Source organism: Corynebacterium sp. 32222D000AT (assembly GCF_053546955.1).
Map to the genome: position 1 here is coordinate 122915 of NZ_JBPPVW010000004.1, position 15661 is coordinate 138575.

17 protein-coding genes are annotated in these 15661 nt (G+C 67.3%); 11 read left to right on the forward strand and 6 right to left on the reverse strand.

Annotation, left to right across the window (positions count from 1 at the left end; genetic code table 11):
- Window positions 1–318 precede the first annotated feature (318 nt).
- From ACEE23_RS03700 to ACEE23_RS03710, 3 genes are all read right to left on the reverse strand, one after another.
- Complete coding sequence (locus tag ACEE23_RS03700; protein ID WP_368519796.1) at window positions 319–1650, reverse strand: amino acid permease; 1332 nt, start codon at window positions 1648–1650, stop codon at window positions 319–321.
- A gap of 126 nt (window positions 1651–1776) precedes the next feature.
- Window positions 1777–2748, reverse strand: a complete 972-nt coding sequence (gene dapD / locus ACEE23_RS03705) for a 2,3,4,5-tetrahydropyridine-2,6-dicarboxylate N-succinyltransferase (protein ID WP_368519603.1) — start codon at window positions 2746–2748, stop codon at window positions 1777–1779.
- An 84-nt stretch (window positions 2749–2832) separates the two neighbouring features.
- Window positions 2833–4203 (reverse strand): amino acid permease, encoded by a 1371-nt coding sequence (locus ACEE23_RS03710; RefSeq protein ID WP_368519604.1) that lies wholly within the window; start codon window positions 4201–4203, stop codon window positions 2833–2835.
- A 129-nt stretch (window positions 4204–4332) separates the two neighbouring features.
- On the opposite strand from ACEE23_RS03710, the gene dapE reads away from it, so the two are divergent.
- From dapE to ACEE23_RS03745, 7 genes are read left to right on the forward strand one after another with little or no spacing between them, the layout of a single operon-like run.
- Window positions 4333–5436 carry a succinyl-diaminopimelate desuccinylase gene (gene dapE / locus ACEE23_RS03715; RefSeq protein ID WP_368521035.1) on the forward strand — a complete coding sequence of 368 codons (1104 nt, stop codon included), beginning with the start codon at window positions 4333–4335 and terminating at the stop codon, window positions 5434–5436.
- A gap of 43 nt (window positions 5437–5479) precedes the next feature.
- Complete coding sequence (locus ACEE23_RS03720; protein WP_368521036.1) at window positions 5480–6271, forward strand: LOG family protein; 792 nt, start codon at window positions 5480–5482, stop codon at window positions 6269–6271.
- 4 nt (window positions 6272–6275) lie between these two features.
- The gene (folP, locus tag ACEE23_RS03725) at window positions 6276–7115 is read left to right on the forward strand and encodes a dihydropteroate synthase (RefSeq protein ID WP_368521037.1); all 840 of its coding nucleotides are present in this window, start codon (window positions 6276–6278) and stop codon (window positions 7113–7115) included.
- The gene (locus ACEE23_RS03730) at window positions 7112–7855 is read left to right on the forward strand and encodes a glucosyl-3-phosphoglycerate synthase (RefSeq protein ID WP_448871525.1); all 744 of its coding nucleotides are present in this window, start codon (window positions 7112–7114) and stop codon (window positions 7853–7855) included. The genes folP and ACEE23_RS03730 overlap by 4 nt, the downstream gene beginning before the upstream one ends.
- Entirely contained in the window at window positions 7852–8139 is a 288-nt protein-coding gene (locus tag ACEE23_RS03735) for a cell division protein DivIVA (RefSeq protein WP_368521039.1), read from the forward strand. The genes ACEE23_RS03730 and ACEE23_RS03735 overlap by 4 nt, the downstream gene beginning before the upstream one ends.
- A gap of 44 nt (window positions 8140–8183) precedes the next feature.
- Window positions 8184–8351: a DUF3117 domain-containing protein gene (locus ACEE23_RS03740; RefSeq protein ID WP_070769414.1), complete on the forward strand. Its 168-nt coding sequence runs from the start codon at window positions 8184–8186 to the stop codon at window positions 8349–8351.
- 9 nt (window positions 8352–8360) lie between these two features.
- Entirely contained in the window at window positions 8361–9221 is an 861-nt protein-coding gene (locus ACEE23_RS03745) for a methyltransferase domain-containing protein (protein ID WP_368521040.1), read from the forward strand.
- A gap of 14 nt (window positions 9222–9235) precedes the next feature.
- On the opposite strand, the gene ACEE23_RS03750 is transcribed toward ACEE23_RS03745, so the two are convergent.
- Both ACEE23_RS03750 and glgA read right to left on the reverse strand, forming a co-directional pair.
- Window positions 9236–10654 carry a GH32 C-terminal domain-containing protein gene (locus ACEE23_RS03750; RefSeq protein ID WP_368519797.1) on the reverse strand — a complete coding sequence of 473 codons (1419 nt, stop codon included), beginning with the start codon at window positions 10652–10654 and terminating at the stop codon, window positions 9236–9238.
- A gap of 23 nt (window positions 10655–10677) precedes the next feature.
- Window positions 10678–11832 (reverse strand): glycogen synthase, encoded by a 1155-nt coding sequence (gene glgA, locus ACEE23_RS03755; RefSeq protein WP_368519611.1) that lies wholly within the window; start codon window positions 11830–11832, stop codon window positions 10678–10680.
- A gap of 109 nt (window positions 11833–11941) precedes the next feature.
- Between glgA and glgC the strand changes: the two genes are divergently transcribed.
- The gene (gene glgC / locus ACEE23_RS03760) at window positions 11942–13159 is read left to right on the forward strand and encodes a glucose-1-phosphate adenylyltransferase (RefSeq protein WP_368519612.1); all 1218 of its coding nucleotides are present in this window, start codon (window positions 11942–11944) and stop codon (window positions 13157–13159) included.
- On the opposite strand, the gene ACEE23_RS03765 is transcribed toward glgC, so the two are convergent.
- The gene (locus ACEE23_RS03765) at window positions 13156–13827 is read right to left on the reverse strand and encodes an O-methyltransferase (RefSeq protein WP_368519613.1); all 672 of its coding nucleotides are present in this window, start codon (window positions 13825–13827) and stop codon (window positions 13156–13158) included. The two genes, glgC and ACEE23_RS03765, sit on opposite strands and share 4 nt — an antisense overlap.
- A gap of 114 nt (window positions 13828–13941) precedes the next feature.
- Between ACEE23_RS03765 and sigE the strand changes: the two genes are divergently transcribed.
- The 3 genes from sigE to ACEE23_RS03780 all read left to right on the forward strand — a co-directional run bounded on the left by sigE (window position 13942) and on the right by ACEE23_RS03780 (window position 15661).
- Complete coding sequence (sigE, locus tag ACEE23_RS03770; RefSeq protein WP_368519614.1) at window positions 13942–14550, forward strand: RNA polymerase sigma factor SigE; 609 nt, start codon at window positions 13942–13944, stop codon at window positions 14548–14550.
- Window positions 14551–14690: 140 nt separating this feature from the next.
- Window positions 14691–15098, forward strand: a complete 408-nt coding sequence (locus ACEE23_RS03775; RefSeq protein WP_409338180.1) for a zf-HC2 domain-containing protein — start codon at window positions 14691–14693, stop codon at window positions 15096–15098.
- A gap of 5 nt (window positions 15099–15103) precedes the next feature.
- On the forward strand, window positions 15104–15661 hold the full coding sequence (locus tag ACEE23_RS03780) for a twin-arginine translocase TatA/TatE family subunit (RefSeq protein WP_368519615.1): 558 nt from the start codon (window positions 15104–15106) through the stop codon (window positions 15659–15661).

Genomic DNA, 15661 nt, shown 5'->3' on the forward strand with positions numbered 1-15661 from the left:
CGCCCACGCCGGTTTCTGGCGGGCGCGACCTGCAAAATGCCCATCCTAAATGGTGACATTGCTACCAAGTGGGTAGGCCGCGGGGGTGATTTCCGCTTAGCGCGCCCTTCGCGGTCACGGTGGCGGGTCTCGCGCGCAGAAAAGCGCCGCCGTTGCCCGCGAAGGGTTCATTGTGCCGGGCAATTGAAGCCGGCGGAAGAGAAGCCGGCGGAAGAGAAGCCGGCAGAAGGGCAGGCGGCATAAGCGCAGCCGGAGAACCAGAAGCCGGCACAAAGAAAGGGCGCCCACCACACGGTGAGCGCCCAGCCGGCCGAGCTGCTACGGCAGGTCCAGCGTCGAGGTCGGGGAAATGCCGCGGACCTTCGAGTTGATGAACCCGGCAACCGCCAGCACCGCGAACATGGCGGCGGCGGAGGCGAGCTGGATGCGGGAGGAGGCATCGCTGAGCATGAGCACGGCGATGCCGGCCAGCGCAATCAGAGTCAGCCACGTCAGGTAGGGGTAGGCCCACATGCGGATGGGCAGCTCGTAGCGGGCCTCGAGCTGGCGGCGCAGGCGCAGCTGCGCGACCGCGATGAAGGTCCACACGATAAGCAGGGAAGCGCCCGCCGAGTTGAGCATGAAGGTCAGCAGCCAACCGGTATCGGCGTAGTTGAGGACGACCATGACGGCGGCCAGCGCCACCGACAGCCCAATGGCCGGCAGCGGGACGCCGTGGGTGTTGGTGCGGGCGAAGATGCGCGGCGCCTCACGGCGGGTGGCCAGCGAGTGCATCATGCGGGAGGAGGCGTAGATCTGCGCGTTGAAGGCAGACAGCAGCGCCAGCACGATGATGACCTCCATCAGGCCGGCCGCGAACGGGATACCGGCGTGCTCGAGCACGCGGGTAAACGGCGAGGCGGCGGCGGTATCGGAGTCACCCAGCGAAGAGTAGGGCAGCAGGAAGGTAATCACCAGCACGGAGCCCAGGTAGAAGACCGAGATACGCAGGATGGTCGAGCGCACGGCGTTGACCAGGGAGCGCTTCGGGTCCTCCGACTCGGCGGAGGCGATGGCGACGACCTCGATGCCGCCGAAGGCGAAGGCGACCGCCAGCAGGCCGGTGGCCACGCCCGACAGCCCGTTGGGCATGAAGCCGTCGCCCAAGAAGATCTCGGTGCCGACGAAGGTGTGGCCGGGCAGCAGGCCGAAGATAAGCGCCACGCCCAGCAGCAGGAAGGCGACGATGACGACGACCTTGATGGCGGCGAACCAGTACTCGAACTCGCCGAAGGAACGTACGTGCAAAAGGTTAATCACGCCGAAGATGGCCACGCACACGGCCGCGGGGATCCACGGCGGCACGGCCAGCCACGCGCCGATGAAGGCGGCGGCGCCGGTGATTTCGGCGCCCAGCACCGCCACGGTGGCCAGCCAGTAGATCCAACCCTGTGTAAAGCCCGCCCAGCGTCCGATGCCGTGCTCGGCATACTCGGAAAACGAGCCGGAGGCGGGAATGACGGTGCCCATCTCGCCGAGCATCTGCATCACGAGGATGGCCAAGGTGCCGGCGATGACATAAGCGACGAGGACCGCCGGGCCAGCGGCGGCGATGGCGACCCCGGTGCCCAAAAAGAGCCCGGCACCGATGGTGGAGCCTAGGCCCATCATCGTCAGGTGGCGGACCTTCAGGCCGTGGCCGAGGGTAGCGGCGGGAGTAGGTTCAGCAGTAGACACTCTCTTAGTGTAGGTCGCCTACGAAAAAGGACCCCCGAAGGGGTCCTTAGCGGCCGAATTTTAATTCTTGTGGAGGTCGGAGTTTAAGGCCACGGCTGCGGCCTTCCACTCGGTGGCCTCGACGGCGCCGGTCACGGAGTGGCGGCGCAGCAGCACGCCGGAAGCGCCCGACAGCTTCGCGGCCTTAACCTGCTCGCCGGCCTCGACGCCGACGGCCTCGGCGACCTTGCCGTAGACGGTAACCCGGGTGCCGGCGGTGACGTACAGGCCCGCCTCGACGACGCAGTCGTCGCCCAGCGAGATGCCGACGCCGGAGTTGGCGCCGAGCAGGCAGCGCTCGCCCAGGGAGATGACCTCCTTGCCGCCGCCGGACAGCGTGCCCATGATGGAGGCGCCGCCGCCGATATCGGAGCCGTCGCCGACCACCACGCCGGCAGAGACGCGGCCCTCGACCATGGAGGCGCCCAGGGTGCCGGCGTTGAAGTTGACGAAGCCCTCGTGCATGACGGTGGTGCCCTCCGCGAGGTGGGCGCCCAGCCGGACGCGGTCGGCATCGCCAATGCGCACGCCGGAGGGGATGACGTAGTCGACCATGCGGGGGAACTTGTCCACCGAGTACACGGTGACCGGGCCGCGGGAGGCCAGGCGGCCGCGCACCATCTGGAAGTCGGAGACGGCGCACGGGCCGTAGTTGGTCCACACGACGTTGGCCAGGTGGCCGAAGATGCCGTCCATGTTCAATTCGTGCGGGCGGACCGCGCGGTGGGACAGCAGGTGCAGGCGCAGGTAGGCGTCGTAGGTGTCGATGGGGGCATCGTCAAGCGAGGCGATGCCGGTGGCAACTGCCACGCGGGCGACGCCGCGTTCCTCGTCGGGGCCTACCAGCTCAGCGAACTGCTGGGGAACCTCATCCAGCTGGGTGGTGCCGGACTGCTCCACCGGCTGATCGGTGTGGACGGCCGGGAACCAAACGTCCAAGACCGTGCCGTCGTGGGTGATGGTCGCGAGCCCGCGGGCGGATGCTGAAGTCATAGTGTGAAAATGCCTCGTGAAAAAATCGAAGGGAATATGCCACGTATTCAGTTGTTTAGACGCACGTTGAGCCAGTTTAGCTAATTAGCGTTTGTTGCGCCCCACCTGGCTGCGCGCGCCGGTCGGCAGTGCGAAAGACAGCACGATGAGGACGGCGGACATCGCCACGACGGCGCCGATCTGGGCGCGGGCGGCCGGGTCGAAGAGCATGAGCACGATCAGCGCGCCTAGGGCGGCCAGCACGATCCACGGCACGTACGGGAAGCCGGGGGTGCGCAGCTGGGTGAGCTCGCCGTTGGCCTTCATCTCGGGGTGCAGCTTCAGGTAGGAGCAGACCACCAGGATCCAGATGACCAGCAGGCACCCGCCCACGGCGTTGAACAGGAAGGTCAGCAGCCCCGGCGGGTTCCAGTACTGCAGGCCGACGGAGGCGAAGGCGAAGATCATGGAGAGCACGACGGCGTTGCGCGGCGAGCCCTGGGCGTTGGTGAACAGGAAGGCGTGGTGGGCGTTGCCGTCGCGGGCCATGTCGAAGACCAGGCGGGAGGTCGCGTAAATCTGGGCGTTGAACGCGGACAGCAGGGCCACGACGATGACGAGCTCCATGAAGCCGGCCACGGCCGGGATGTTGGCGGTGCCCATCACCAGGGCGAAGGGGGACTGGGAGGCGTCGTCGGCGTCCTGGATCAGCTCGAAGGGCAGCAGCAGGGCGATGACGGCGACCGAACCCAGGTAGAAGACGATGATGCGGAAGATGATGGCGCGCACGGCGGTGGAGACGTTGTGCGCGGGATCCTCGGACTCCGCGGCGGCGATGGTCACCAGCTCGATGCCGCCGAAGGCGAAGGCCACGGCCAGCAGGCCGGCGGCGAAGCCGGGGATGCCGTTGGGCAGGAAGTTATCGGTGAAGTTCTCCGTGGCGACGAAGGTCGTGCCCGGCCACAGGCCGGTGACCATCAGCACGCCCAGCACGAGGAAGGCGACGATCACCGCGACCTTGATGACAGCGAACCAGAATTCGAACTCGCCGAAGCCGCGCACGGAGGCGAAGTTGATGACCGCGAAGATCAGCACCGCAATGAGCGCCGGGATCCACGGCTCGACGCCGAACCAACCGCCGATGATGGCCGCCGCGCCGGTGATTTCGGCGCCCATGACCATCACCAGCATGAACCAGTACAGCCAGCCGCAGGTAAACCGCGCCCAGTTGCCGAAGGCCTGGCCGGCGTAGGTGGAAAAGGAGCCCAGCGACGGGCGGGCGGAGGCCATTTCCCCCAACATTCGCATGATCAGGGCGACCAAGGCGCCCGCGATGGCATAGGCGATGAGAATGGACGTGCCGGCGATATGAATGCCCACGCCCACGCCGAGAAACAGTCCGGCGCCGATGGCGGAGCCCAGGCCCATCATGGTCAGGTGGCGGGTTTTTAGTCGCTGTGGTTTCTCCGTAGCCATTGAATTCTCCAACCCAGATTTGCGATATGTCGATCCCGCTGAAATACAGCGAGTGTTTGCTGGGAGTTTACACGTTCGTCACCAAGGTCACGCCCGCCACCCCCGCGTTACGCGGTAGCATGGCCGGTTGTGAGTACTCCGAAGCCGAATTACCTAGATCTGCTGACCTGCCCAGTCGAGCTGACGAAGCAGCTCGTGGACATCCCCAGCCCCTCCCACCACGAGGAAGCCATCGCGGATGCGATTGAGGCCGCCCTCCGCGACATCGAGGAGGTGGAGGTCGTTCGCTTCGGCAACACGGTCTGTGCCCGCACCCACCGCGGGCTGGATTCCCGCGTGGTCCTGGCCGGGCACGTGGACACGGTCCCGCTGGCCGACAACGTGCCGCATCACATGGATGGCGAGACGATGTTCGGCTGCGGCACGGTCGACATGAAGTCCGGCCTGGCCGTCTACCTGCACACCTTTGCCACCCTGGCTAACGATGCCTCCTTGGCCCACGATCTCACCTTCATCGCCTACGAGGGGGAGGAGGTCGCCACCGAATACAACGGCCTGGGCCACATCCAGCGCGACAACCCGGAGTGGCTGGCCGGGGACCTGGCGCTGCTGGGTGAGCCCTCCGGCGGGATGATCGAGGCCGGCTGCCAGGGCAGCATCCGCCTGCGGGTCACCGCCCGCGGCACCCGCGCGCACTCGGCACGGGCCTGGCTCGGCTCGAACGCCGCCCACACCCTGGCCCCGGTCATCAACAACATCGCCGCCTACCAGCCGCGCGACGTCGAAATCGACGGCTGCGTCTATAAGGAAGGCATCAACATCGTGCAACTGGAGGCCGGGGTGGCGACCAACACTATCCCGGACGAGGCGTGGCTGTTCGTCAACTACCGCTTCGCGCCCGATCGCAGCTCCGAGGAGGCCATGGCCCACCTGCGCGAGGTCCTCGGCGAGCACGAGAACATCGACATCGAGGTCGATGACGTCGCCGGGCCCGCGCTGCCCGGCCTGGGCCAGCCCGCGGCCGCCGCGCTTATCGATGCCGTCGGCGGCCAGGTCCGCGCCAAGTACGGCTGGACCGACGTGTCCCGCTTCTCCGAGATGGGCACCCCGGCGGTGAACTTCGGCTGCGGCGATCCCGGTTTCGCGCACAAGCCGGACGAGCAGTGCCCGGTAGGCCAGATCACCTCGGTCGCCAGCGTCCTGCGCCAGTACCTGACCAGCACGAACTCTTAAGAGAAAACTCTTAAAAGAAAACAAAGAAAGGGAGCCGTTGTCGATGGCACCGCAGAAAAACAATCAGAAGCACCTTTCTGAAAATTATCACCGCACCCTGCGCGGGCCGCTGCTGCTGCGCACCGAAGGCGAGCAGGAGTCGACCTACGACCAGCGCCTGCTGCAGTCGGGCGCCGACCACGAGTGGCAGCACGCCGACCCGTGGCGCGTGCTGCGCATCCAGGGCGAGTTCGTGGCCGGCTTCGACGCCCTGTCGAAGCTGCCCAAGGCCGTGACCGTCTTCGGCTCGGCGCGCACGCCGGAGGATGCCCCCTCCTACGCCCAGGCCGTCGAGCTGGGCAACAAGCTAGTCGGCGCGGACTACGCCGTCATCACCGGCGGTGGCCCCGGCATCATGGAGGCCGCCAACCGCGGCGCGCACGAGGCCGGCGGCATGTCCATCGGCTTAGGCATCGAGCTGCCCTTCGAGCAGGGCCTGAACCAGTACGTCGACCTGGGCCTGAACTTCCGCTATTTCTTCGCCCGCAAGACCATGTTCTTGAAGTACTCCCAGGCTTTCGTCTGCCTGCCGGGCGGGATGGGCACCATGGACGAGTTCTTCGAGGTTGCCTGCATGGTCCAGACCGGCAAGGTGACCAACTACCCGATCGTCCTGCTCGACACCGAGTACTGGTCCGGCCTGGTGGACTGGATGCAAAAGCGGCTGGTCGCCGACGGCTACATCAATGAGTCCGACCTGGACCTGTTCCTGGTCACGGACTCGGTGGACGAGGCCGTCGAGCACATCGTCAGCGCGCACGCCATCATGACCGACGGGCGCATCCGCGATCTCTAGCCCCATGCACAACCACGCTATCGCCCAGGTCATGGCGATTATCAACCGCACCCCGGACTCTTTCTACGACCAGGGCAGCACCTTCGAGCTAGACCGCGCCCTGGCGCGCTGCGAGCAGGTCGTTGCGCAGGGGGCATCGATAGTCGATGTCGGCGGCGTCAAAGCCGGGCCCGGCACGCAGGTCGATGCCGCCGAAGAGATCGACCGCGTCGTGCCCACCATCGCGGCCATCGCCGAGCGCTACCCGGACGTCGTCGTGTCCGTGGACACCTGGCGCTCCGAGGTTGCCGATGCCGCCATCGCCGCCGGCGCCCGACTCGTCAACGACACCTGGGCGGGCTTTGACCCGCAGCTCATCGAGGTCGCCGGCCAGCACCGCGTCGGCTACGTCTGCTCGCACACCGGCGGGATCACCCCGCGCACCCGCCCGCACCGCGTGCACTTCGACGACGTGGTCGCTGACGTCATCGGGGAGACCACCGCTCTGGCCGAGAAGGCCGCGGGGTTGGGCTGCCCAGAAGAGCTGGTCTTTATCGACCCCACGCACGACTTCGGCAAGAATACTTTCCACGGGCTCGAGCTGCTGCGGCGCATCGACGAGGTCGTGGCGACCGGCTGGCCGGTGCTCATGGCGTTGTCGAACAAGGACTTCGTGGGCGAGACCGTCGGCCGCGGGGTAGGCGAGCGCGTCGCCGGGACGCTCGCGGCCACGGCTTGGGCCGCGGCCCGCGGGGTGGCGGCCTTCCGCGTGCACGAGGTCGCCGAGACCGTCGACGTCATCCGCATGACCGCGGCTATCGCGGGCGAGGTGGCCCCGCTGGCCACGACGCGAGGGCTGGCATGAAAGTCTCCGTTGTCATCCCGGCGCTCAACGAGGAAGCCACCGTGGCCCGGGTCGTTACCGCCTGCCTCGCCGACTGCCCGCACGAGGTCTTAGTCATCGACGCCGATTCCACCGACGAGACCGCGAAAGAGGCCGCCCGCGCCGGGGCCACGGTGCGCAACTGGCGCGAGGTGCTCCCAGGTATTACGCCCGTGCCCGGCAAGGGCGAGTCGCTGTGGCGCGGGGTCGCCGCCGCGCGCGGGGACGTCGTGGTCTTCGTCGACGCCGACTTGGACTCGGCCGAGCCCGGCATGGTCAACGCCCTGGCCCGGCCCTTCCAGGACCCGGGGATCCACCTGGTCAAAGCCCATTACGAGCGCACCCTAGGGGCACAAGCCACCGGCGGCGGGCGGGTGACGGAGCTTTCTGCCAAGCCGCTGCTGCGCCTGTTCTTCCCGGAGCTAGCCGATATCTACCAGCCGCTGGGCGGGGAGTACGCCCTGCGGCGCGCGAGCGCGGTGCAGCTGCCCTTCGTCGCCGACTACGGGGTTGAGGCCGGCCTGCTGATAGATGTGTGGCGGGCCTATGGGAGGGCATCGATAGCGCAGGTGCCACTGGCCCCGCGGCGCCACCGCAACAAGCCGCTGGAGCAGCTGGGCCCGATGGCGGACGTGGTGGCGCAGACCATCCTGGCCCGCGCCGGGGCGGGAGTGCCCGAGGTGGCCGAGCGGCCTGCGCTTGCTGGTATCCTCAAACCATGATTTCTTGGCTCGTGCTGATCGTGGTGCTGGGCGCCCTCGTCGTCGTGGGCACCTGGCTGTGGGGCAAGCTGGTAGGCCCCGGGCCCGTCATGGAGGCCGTCCCCAACCCGGCGGCCGCCGATGAGCACAACGATGCCGCCCTCGCCGCCGGCAACTACGCCGAGATGGAGTTCGACGTCGCCCGCCACGGCTACCGCCAGGACCAAGTCGACCGCGTGATAGCGGCCCTTAGCACCGAGCTGGAAAGGTACCGGGCCGCTACCCCGGATGTGAATAAAGGATAGACTGGGAAGAAGCAGTAATCCTTTGTAAAGAAAGTGTGGAAACCATGGCAGCTATGAAACCTCGTACCACGGGCGGAGCGATGGAAGCGGTGGAAGAATCGCGCAAGATTGTCATGCGGATCCCCTCCGACGGCGGCGGGCGAATCGTCATCGAACTGTCCAAGGAAGAGGCGGCGGAGCTCGGTTCGTTGCTGACCGAAGTCGCCAGCTAGAGTAGGTCTATGCTTTCCGACATCATTGATCTTTTGGCGGATCCCGCCGACGGAAGTGCCCTTAAGGGCGCAGACGAGTTTTCCCGCCTCGTGTCCGAGTCTGGACACAGCTACGACGTAGCCAAGCAGGGCTACGTGACGCTCGCGGCCGGGGCGGGGCTCAAGCACCAGGGCGATGACATGGACATGGTCAACGCCCGCGAAACCTACCTGGCCAGGGGCCATTTCGCCCCCTTCGTAGAGGCCGTGACCGGCAGCATCCAGGACGTCGTGGAGCCGGTGGCTGACGATGTCGCCCCGACCATCCTCGAGGTCGGCGCCGGCACCGGCTACTACCTGGCGCACACGCTCGACTCGATTGCGGGTTCGCGCGGCGTGGGCCTGGATATCTCCCCGCACGCGGCCAAGCACCTGGCCAAGGCCCACCCGCGGATCGGCGCCGTGGTCGCCGACGTCTGGGAGCGCCTGCCGCTGCGCGATAAGAGCGTGCACGCCATCTCCGTGGTCTTCGCCCCGCGTAACCCGGCCGAATTCCGCCGCATCCTGGCCCCGGGCGGCCAGGTCGTTGTGCTGACCCCCGAGGTCGGCCACCTCGACGAGCTGCGCGAGCCGCTGGGCATCCTGGGCGTGGAAGAGGGCAAGATCGACCGCATGTACGAGCAGGCCAGCGGCTACCTCGAGCAGGCCGCCGACCCGGTGGATATCTCTTTCCCCATCACCCTGGACAAGGAATCCATCCGCGACCAGGTGGGGATGAGCCCGTCGGCGCGGCACATCAGCGCCGCCGAACTCGACGAGCGCCTAGCGGCCCTGCCGACGACGCTGTCGGTCACCGCCCGCGCCCGCCTCGACCGCCTGCGCGCGGTCTAGCCCGGCCGGTTCTCCTAAGAGCCGGCGCGCTCCCACTCGCGCAGGATTTCGGCGTCGCCGCTGGTGCGCAGGCCGCTGCAGCCGCCGGTGAAGTAGACGCGCGAGGCCATGGCCACCTGGCCGCCGTCGGCGAAGACCTCGACGGTAGAGCCATCGATGATGATGGTCAGCGAGTCGGAGTCGTCCTCGGCGAGGGAGGCGGCGGCGGGGGCATCGTCGGCGTAGAGATCCTGGAACTTGGAGCAGCGCTTAAGGCTGAGCTCCTCGCCGGAGTGGGTCACGACCGCGGCCGGATCCCCGTCGGCGTCGAGCAGTTCGACCGTCAGGTGGGAGCCGGCCGGCACGTTGAGCAGACCCACCCAGGAACGCGCCCGGGAGGACTCGGCAACCGCGTCCGGCAGGCCCACGGCCGGGGTCTGGAAGAGCTTGCCGCCCTGCAGGGTGACGTGCCGCGGCAGGGAGAGCACGTTGGCCCAGCCTTCCTCGGTGAAGGAGGGGTGCGTGGTGGCATCGTCGGCGCGGCCCTGGCCGTTCATGAGACCGAACAGGCGCGACTGCTCGAAGCGCTGCTGCTGGTCGACCGTGCCCGGCATGTAGTTCGTGGTGCGCGGGCGGGTGAAATCGTGCCCGAAGTCCAGCTGCTGGAAGCCGGTACGTACGTTAAACACGGTGCCCTCCAGGCGCCCGACCAGGTAGCCGGAGACTTCTCGGTCGCCGCGCTCGATGGTCACTAGCAGGACGTCGTAGATGTGGTCGTCGACCTGATCGCGCAGGCGGATGATGCGCGGGGAGACGACCGGGGGCAGGTCCCCGCCGGCGCTCCAGCCGGACAGGCCGGTGTCGCCGTCGAAGGTCAGCGGGCCGGAAAAGGTCCAGGAGGTGCCGTCCTCGGAGTGGAGGATGACCGGCTGCGGGGTTTCCGTGGTGCCGGTCAGCGCCAGCATGATCCAGCCGGCGTGCCCCTCGTCGCGGTCGGCCTCGGCCCAGCCGGGCACGACGCAGGGGGAGCGGAACCGGGAGAAATCGGTGGTGTCGGAGGCGACGGTGCCCACCCGCTGGATGGCCGCGTCCAGGGTGGACGGGTCGTCGGAGACCTCGCAGACGCGGTCGAAGTCCTTGTCTTGGGCCAGGGCCACGGTGCTGCCCGTCGACGTCACGGAGGTGAAGTACAGGTTCACGCCGGCATCGACTGCCGCGACGGCGCCGGCGCGCAGCGTGATTTCGCCGCCGGCGGGGGCGAGCACGTCGTCGCACTCCAACCAGTCGAAGGGCATGTCCTCGGAGAAGACATGGCCCCACCGGGCGCCCTGCCCGGGCTGCGCGCGGTACTGGAAGTACAGGTGCCAGGTCGTGCCGTCGAGCAGCGCCCCGGCGGGAGCGTCCAGGATTCCGCTTTCCGGAGCGAAGTGAAGCTCAGGATGGTGAATGTGGATTGGCAAGAAAAACTCCTTAAAACTCAGACCAGCGAGCGGTAGATATCGACCGTTTGTTGTGCGATTGCCGCCCAGGAAAACTCCTCCACGGCGCGCTGCCGGCCGGCCTCGCCGTAGCGGCGGGCGCGGTCGGGGTCGGCGGCGAGGTCGTTGACGGCCTGGGCCAGATCCGCCTCGAAGGTGGCGGCGTCGTCGGCGTCGTAGGGCACCAGAGTACCCGTAATCCCGTCGCGGACGACTTCCGGAATGCCGCCGACGCGCGAGGCGACGACCGCGGTGCCGCACGCCATGGCCTCGAGGTTAACGATTCCCAGCGGCTCGTAGATGGACGGGCACACGAAAATATCCGCGCCGGTGTAGACCTGCTGGACGCGGTCGTGGTCGAGCATCTCTTGGACCCAGAAGACGCCGTCGCGCTCAGCGCGCAGCGTGTCCACTAAGGCCTGGGTGCGCTCGGCGATCTCCGGGGTATCGGGGGCGCCGGCGCACAGAACGAGCTGGATGCCCGGGTCGAAGGAGCGGGCGGCGCGCAGCAGGTGCTCCACGCCCTTCTGGCGGGTAATCCGGCCCACGAAGGCGACCACCGGCCGCTGGCTGTCCACGCCCAGCTGTGCCAGGTAGTCGCCGTGGCGCGGCTGCCAGCGCTGCGTATCGATGCCGTTGAGCACCACGTGCACCTTGCCGGCGTCGATGTGCGGGTAGGCGTCCAGGATGGAGTCCTTCATGCCCGCAGAGACGGCGATGACGGCGTCGGCGGATTCCATGGCGTTGCGCTCGGACCAGCTGGAGATGTCGTAGCCGCCGCCCAGCTGCTCGCGCTTCCACGGGCGGTGCGGCTCCAAGGAGTGGGCGGTGACCACGTGCGGGATGCCGTAGAGCAGCCCCGCCAGGTGGCCGCCCAGGCCGGAATACCAGGTGTGCGAGTGCACCACGTCCAGGTTGTCGGCCGCGTGCGCCATCCGCAGGCCGGTCGACAGGGTCTGTAGGGCGGGGTTGGCGTCGTTCAGCGCGCTGTCGGGGCCGTGGGCAAAGACCCCGGCCTCAGCGCGGTCGGCGCCCATGCAGTGGACGTCGACGTCGATGATGTCGCGCATGAAGCGGGTCAGCTCGGCGACGTGGACCCCGGCGCCGCCGTAGACCTCGGGAGGGTATTCCTTGGAAAAGATTCCGGCTCTCATACCCTCCCAGAATAATGATTAATGCCGCGCCGCGCACCGAAGGTAAACAGGGGGTAAATACTAGCCATTTCCGCTGCGTAGTTTCGATACTGCGGATAGGTTGGAGGTTGTGAGAAGCCAGCCTAACGTCCTTGCCATCGTCCTCGCGGGCGGAGAGGGCAAACGCCTCTTTCCGTTGACGGAAGACCGCGCCAAACCCGCCGTGCCTTTCGGCGGCTCCTACCGACTCGTCGACTTCGTCTTGTCGAATCTGGTCAACGCCCGTTTCTTGAAGATCGCGGTGCTGACCCAGTACAAGTCGCACTCGCTCGACCGCCACATCTCCCAAGCCTGGAACCTGTCCGGGCCCACGCCGCAGTACATCGCCTCCGTGCCCGCGCAGCAGCGGCGCGGCAAGCGCTGGTACAACGGCTCGGCCGACGCGATCGTCCAGTCGCTGAACCTCATCTACGACGAGAAGCCCGACTACGTCATCGTCTTCGGCGCCGACCACGTCTACCGCATGGACCCGGCGCAGATGGTCGACGAGCACATCGCGACCGGCCTGGACTGCTCCGTCGCCGGCATCCGCGTGCCCCGCTCCGAGGCCAGCGCCTTCGGCTGCATCCAGGCCGACGGCATGGGCACTATCACCGAGTTCGTCGAAAAGCCGGCCGATCCGCCGTCCACCCCCGACGACCCGACGCAGACCTATGCCTCCATGGGCAACTACGTCTTCACCGCCCAGGCGCTTATCGATGCCCTCCTGGCCGACGAGGACAACCCCGACTCCGCGCACGACATGGGCGGCGACATCATCCCGTACTTCGTGGAGCGCGGCCAGGCCCACGTCTACGATTTCATGTCTAACCAAGTACCCGGCTCTACCGAGCGCGACCACGGCTACTGGCGCGACGTGGGAACAATTGACTCCTTCTACGAGGCGCACATGGATCTCATCTCCGTGCACCCCATCTTCAACCTGTACAACCGGCACTGGCCCATCCACTCGACGGATGATTCCAACTTCCCGCCGGCGAAGTTCGTGCAAAACGGTATCGCGCAGTCGTCGATGGTGGCCCCGGGCTGCATCATCTCCGGCGGCACGGTGCGCAACTCGGTGCTGGCCTCCGACGTGCACGTCGCCGACGGCGCGACCGTGGAGGGTTCCGTGCTGCTGCCGGGCGTGCGCGTCGGCCGCGGGGCCGTGGTGCGGCACGCCATCCTGGACAAGAACGTCGAGGTAGGCGAGGGCGCCATCATCGGCGTCGACGCGGAGCGCGACGCCGAGCGCTTCCAGATTTCGGCCGGCGGCGTGGTCGTCGTCGGCAAGAACCAGCGCGTTTAGAGCTTCGTCACGAGCGTGACCCCGCCGCCCAGCGGCAGGCGGGTGACCACGGCGTCCTCGAGCTCGCGGATGGCGGCGTCGGCCTGGCGGGCGGACTGGGTGGCCCGATCCGTGCGGGAGCTATCGCCCAAGGTCCCGTCCAGGAGGGCATTCGGGAGGATCAGGGTGCCGTGCGGGGATAGGAGGGGCCAGGCGGCATCGACTAGCGCGGGCAGGTCCAGGCTGTGCACGTCGGCGTAGATGACCTGGTAGGACTCGCTGGCCAGGCGGCTCATGACGTCGAGCGGGCGCGACGGCAGGTAACGCACGCGGCTGGGCGGGTAACCGGCCTCGCGGAAGGAGGCCTTGGCCGCGGCCTGGTGCTCGGCCTCCGGGTCGATGCAGGTCAGCGAACCCGACTCGGACAGGCCCTCCAAAACGTAGAGGCCGACGACCGCCGCGGCCGGGGAAATGACAATAGCTTGGGCTTTCGGCGTGGCCGCGTGCCCCGTCGAGGCGGCGGCGAGGGTGCTAATCAGCTGGCCCAGCGACTCGTCGGGCAGCGGCAGGGAATACTCCTGCGCGTGGTCGCGGGCGTGCGCCAGTGCCTCCGAGGGCGCGGAGGTCGAGCCGATATAGGATTGCAATGCGTCAAAAGCCGTAGTAGTCACGGCCTTCAGTCTAGGCATAATGCCGCGCTTAGGTGGGGATAACGCCCCGAGTTGTGGGTGGCAAAACGGCTAACAGCAAATGTACAGTCCACCGTCTGGAGTTTGGAAGAAAGATGTAGCACAATACTTGTTATGGCAAAAGAGTCACTCCCGTCGAACGATGCCCCCGCAAGCACCGCAGCTTTCGATGCCGGGCAGGCAGCCATGCCATCGTGGGCCGACTTGGTGGCCGAGCACGCCGACAGCGTCTACCGGCTGGCCTACCGCCTGTCCGGTAACCAGCACGACGCGGAGGACCTAACCCAGGAGACCTTCATGCGTGTGTTCCGGTCGCTGCACAACTACCAGCCGGGCACCTTCGAGGGCTGGCTGCACCGGATCACCACCAACCTCTTCCTGGACATGGTGCGCCACCGCGCGAAGATCCGCATGGAGGCCCTGCCCGAGGATTACGACCGCGTGCCGGGCAACGATATGACGCCCGAGCAGGCCTACACCGTGGCCAATCTGGACCCGGCCTTGCAGGCCGCGCTGGATTCGCTGAGCCCGGAGTTTCGTGTCGTCGTCGTGCTTTGCGACGTCGTGGGCATGAGCTACGACGAAATCGCCGAGACCCTGGGCGTGAAGATGGGCACTGTGCGCTCCCGCATCCACCGCGGCCGGTCCCAGCTGCGCGCGGCCATCGAGTCCGCCGCGGCTAACGATGCCGACGCTCGCCTCCTGCTTCCCACCAAGTCCTAGGAAAATTCCCTAGGCTGGTGTTAGGACTAGTGCTAGGTGGCAGAAAGGAGGCCAAAGCTGTGCACCCGCATGTTTCGCGTTTTTCTTCCTTGGGCGCGGCCGGAGCTGCCGGTTCGGCCGGAGCTGCTGGCGCGGCGGGGATTGCGCGGGCCCGCAAGATCCGCGACAAGGCTAAGGCGCGGGCCCGCCGCATGGACACCATCGGGCACTTGGGCCCCGAGGCGGTCGTGGCCTTCGTCGACGGCGAGATGGACCACAAGGCCGCTCACCGCGTGCGCGTGCACCTAGTACACTGCGCGGAATGCCGCCGCGAGGTCCACGTGCAGCGCGGCGCCTCGGAATGGGTGCGCATGTGCAACGTCGACCACCAGGTGCGCGCGCCGCATTCGCTGGTGGATAGGCTGACTAGCATCGCTAGCTCGGCGGTGGGGCCCGGCCCGGACGCCTCCACGCCGACCTACCATCCGGAACAGGATCTGCTCGACCGGCTGGAGATGATGGTGCGGGCCATCCGGCATAACCAGGGCCGTGGAGAAAGACTAGAGTAAGTCACGTGTTTTCGAATTTAGGCGTTACCGAGATCGTGGTGATCGTGCTGATCGCCGTCGTTGTCATCGGGCCGGAGCGGCTGCCCGGCGTGCTCCAGGACGTGCGCGCCGCGATTTTCGCCGCGCGGCGGGCGATCAACAACGCCAAGGCCGAGCTCAACGGCGAGGTGGGGGAGTTCTCCAAGGAGTTCGACGACCTGCGCGGGCCGCTCAACCAGGCCATGGAGTGGGGCCGGCTCGGGCCCCGCGGCGTGCTGACCAAGGCGCTGTTCGACGGCGACGATAGCGCCTGGGACGACTTCAACCCGAAGAAATTCTTAGACGAGCCGGCGGCGAAGGTCGAGCAGCGCGAGGAAAGCTACAGCCCGTACACCGACCAGCCGCGCGAAACCAATACCGCGGCGGCCGCGCAGGGCTTTGATTATTCGCAGATTTACGCTGCCGATGCCACCTCTGCCCCCGCGCCCGAGGAGAAGGCAGCACCGCAGCCTAAGCAGCAACCGCAGCCGAGTGAACGCCGCCCCGAGCAGACCTCGGGCTTTAGCTGGTCGGATATTACCTAG

What these genes read in the sequence shown, in the direction of transcription:
- ACEE23_RS03710 (WP_368519604.1), bottom strand. Translation starts at nt 4,203, where the DNA reads ATGGCTACGGAGAAACCACAGCGACTAAAAACCCGCCACCTGACCATG.
- ACEE23_RS03740 (WP_070769414.1), top strand. Translation starts at nt 8,184, where the DNA reads ATGGCAGCTATGAAACCTCGTACCACGGGCGGAGCGATGGAAGCGGTG.
- ACEE23_RS03700 (WP_368519796.1), bottom strand. Translation starts at nt 1,650, where the DNA reads ATGATGGGCCTAGGCTCCACCATCGGTGCCGGGCTCTTTTTGGGCACC.
- dapD (WP_368519603.1), bottom strand. Translation starts at nt 2,748, where the DNA reads ATGACTTCAGCATCCGCCCGCGGGCTCGCGACCATCACCCACGACGGC.
- ACEE23_RS03735 (WP_368521039.1), top strand. Translation starts at nt 7,852, where the DNA reads ATGATTTCTTGGCTCGTGCTGATCGTGGTGCTGGGCGCCCTCGTCGTC.
- ACEE23_RS03745 (WP_368521040.1), top strand. Translation starts at nt 8,361, where the DNA reads ATGCTTTCCGACATCATTGATCTTTTGGCGGATCCCGCCGACGGAAGT.
- ACEE23_RS03730 (WP_448871525.1), top strand. Translation starts at nt 7,112, where the DNA reads ATGAAAGTCTCCGTTGTCATCCCGGCGCTCAACGAGGAAGCCACCGTG.
- sigE (WP_368519614.1), top strand. Translation starts at nt 13,942, where the DNA reads ATGGCAAAAGAGTCACTCCCGTCGAACGATGCCCCCGCAAGCACCGCA.
- ACEE23_RS03720 (WP_368521036.1), top strand. Translation starts at nt 5,480, where the DNA reads ATGGCACCGCAGAAAAACAATCAGAAGCACCTTTCTGAAAATTATCAC.
- folP (WP_368521037.1), top strand. Translation starts at nt 6,276, where the DNA reads ATGCACAACCACGCTATCGCCCAGGTCATGGCGATTATCAACCGCACC.
- glgA (WP_368519611.1), bottom strand. Translation starts at nt 11,832, where the DNA reads ATGAGAGCCGGAATCTTTTCCAAGGAATACCCTCCCGAGGTCTACGGC.
- ACEE23_RS03765 (WP_368519613.1), bottom strand. Translation starts at nt 13,827, where the DNA reads ATGCCTAGACTGAAGGCCGTGACTACTACGGCTTTTGACGCATTGCAA.